The sequence below is a fragment of the Marinimicrobium sp. ARAG 43.8 genome (genome assembly GCF_050113635.1).
Lineage (GTDB): Bacteria > Pseudomonadota > Gammaproteobacteria > Pseudomonadales > Cellvibrionaceae > Marinimicrobium.
Window position 1 is genome coordinate 1 of record NZ_JBNJLT010000019.1, and the last position, 2,296, is coordinate 2,296.

The window sequence follows — 2,296 nt, forward strand, 5'->3', positions numbered from 1 at the left end:
CCTGTAGGGAAGCCGCTTGTAGTGCTCAGCTACATAGAAGTGGCGCTTTTTGCCGCCATGCTGTTGTCATTGGTTCTTTTGATGACTTCCGCTTTAGTGTTGTGGTTGATTGACTGATGCGGGATTCAAACCGCTATTGCCACCGTAACCGCCACAGGTGTAAGCCTGGGATTGTGCTCCGGCGCCGCACTTGCCGTCTTCCTGATTTGGGGGGCTATGGGATGGGTCGCATCTTTGGTGGTTGCTGCGGGCGCGGCAGCGGCCGGCATCCTGGCTGGAAAGTCGGCCCGGAACTTTTACGAGATTAAAGGACAGAGCGTAGATCTTGTTGGGCCAAGTGGCATTGGCACGCTATGTTCTCAACCGAAGGCAAAAAGAGAGCCAAAAGCCGTGGCCCCCGGGCTGTCCATGCGAATATGAGTCCAAGTGCTGGGATGACTGAGTGATGCAAACACCTTTAGATCTAGTTCAGACAGTGGGATTTTATCTGATATTCCCGGTTCTGGTTCTTACACCGGCGGTGATAGTCGTTGGGTTGATACTGCACAGTACATTGATAGCGCGACTTGACCCGGTTCTATTCAAAGCGCCCTATTTTCATGAAAAAGAACTGAAAAGCCTGATGGTATGGCCCCTTACCATGGTCAAGACGTTGGGCTACATGATGCTGATAGCGTGCCCAAAGCTTGCCAAGTGGAAGCGTTTTAAAGGGGTTGGCGAGGCGTTGCCGGTAGAAAAGCCGCTCATTGCGCTATGTTACGCTGAACTGGTTATGCTGGTATCTTTAATAGTAACTTCCGTTCTTCTTTTGATTGCTAGCGCCTTGTCCGCTCTGCTTGGCTGAGCGCGCAGCAGAAAGTTTAGAGACGCTTTTCTGCCATGACTGACACAGAGTTTGAACACCCTACTTTTTGCGGCCAGAACGTATTTAAGCGGTTTGTTATGCACGAGCTCTATCGTATGCTTCTTTAACTATTCTCTTTGCTTGCTTTGGAGAAAATTTTTCTGAATCCCAAATATACGCTAACTCGGTATTTGGGTGGTTATATGTTAAGCCCCCAAATCTTTCTTCTTCGTTATTTTCCAATTCATTTATCTGTGAAAGCAACTCATCAAGCGCGCGCCTTACACTGATTCTGCCCCCTGAGATACCAATTAACCCATCATCTCGGAGGCTTTGCTCCATTGCTTCAATTGAATCGGTACATTTGAAGACATCAATATTCATTTTGTATACTCCTTATTTATGCATAACTAGGTCGTAAAAAAACCACTTACCAAAATCGCCTCTCTGGCACCTCTTTTCAATGAACACCTGGCTAGCACTTAACCAGATCCGTTTACCATAATCACCCATTATGGACAGTTGGGTCCATCCGAGTGTGGATAAGCCTGTGGATCACGCCACAGCCCCGTAATTGGCTAACTTCTCAATGTTATGCACTAAACAGTATAGCTGCCACTGGCCTTGCACCTTGTGTTTTCCTCGCAAGGAGAACCGATTAAGGCCTTTATTGGTACCGATGTTACCAAACACCGGCTCCACGACCGACATTCTATGCCCATAAACCTGCTTCCCTTTAAGGCTGTCGACTCGCCTCTTCATCCAGTCGGTCGCGGTGGGCTTTCGCTTCGCTTTTACCAGGAATGAGACCTGTCGCCCGTGCCCCTTTCGGGTGTCGGCGGATTGGGGGTTTTTCATGCAATCCGTTTTTATGGGGCAGTGCCGACAGTCGGTTAGGCGGCCTTCGAAAGCTATCAGGTGATTACCACTACTTTGAACGCGCTCGGAGTGCAGCCACATGGGGTTGCCTTGCGGACAGATGCAGGTTTTCTTGACTGGATTAAAGTCAAACTCGCTTGCCGGGATTACGCCTTTATCGATGCCTTTTCCCGGGTGGCGATAGCCGTACTTGGTTTTCTGATCCTTGAACCTGGGGTCTCGGGAGCGGAACTGGTTGTCAGGAATGTAGGCGTTGATATTCTCGGTCTTTAGGTACTGGTTGTTCGCTTCGTTTGAAAAACCCGTATCGGCGGTAACCACTATTCCTTGCTTATAGATGTCGTCACTGAGACCTACCCGAGCGAACCGATCTTTGATGGTTTGCAGAATAGGCTTTAACGTGTGGTGCTCTTGGCCTTCTCCAAACGCTTGAGCGTCTACAATAATCTGGTGTTTCTTATCGACCGTGGCCACTCCGTTGTAACCTTGGATGGTTCCTTTGCTGGTGGTCATTTTCGCCGACTCGTTGTCGGTGATGTTGCTTTTAACCTCTTTGGGTCGCTTACCTTGCCC

3 protein-coding genes are annotated in these 2,296 nt (G+C 49.2%); 1 reads left to right on the plus strand and 2 read right to left on the minus strand.

What is annotated here, in order from left to right; all coding sequences use genetic code 11:
- The first annotated feature begins 442 nt into the window (after nucleotides 1-442).
- Nucleotides 443-844 (plus strand): hypothetical protein, encoded by a 402-nt coding sequence (locus ACQCLF_RS15860; RefSeq protein ID WP_426989039.1) that lies wholly within the window; start codon nucleotides 443-445, stop codon nucleotides 842-844.
- A 96-nt stretch (nucleotides 845-940) separates the two neighbouring features.
- Here the strand turns inward: ACQCLF_RS15860 and ACQCLF_RS15865 are convergent, their stop codons facing one another.
- Complete coding sequence (locus ACQCLF_RS15865; RefSeq protein ID WP_426989041.1) at nucleotides 941-1,228, minus strand: hypothetical protein; 288 nt, start codon at nucleotides 1,226-1,228, stop codon at nucleotides 941-943.
- 171 nt (nucleotides 1,229-1,399) lie between these two features.
- Nucleotides 1,400-2,296, minus strand: an 897-nt coding sequence (locus ACQCLF_RS15870) for a transposase (RefSeq protein WP_426989043.1), incomplete at its 5' end; no start/stop codon positions are given.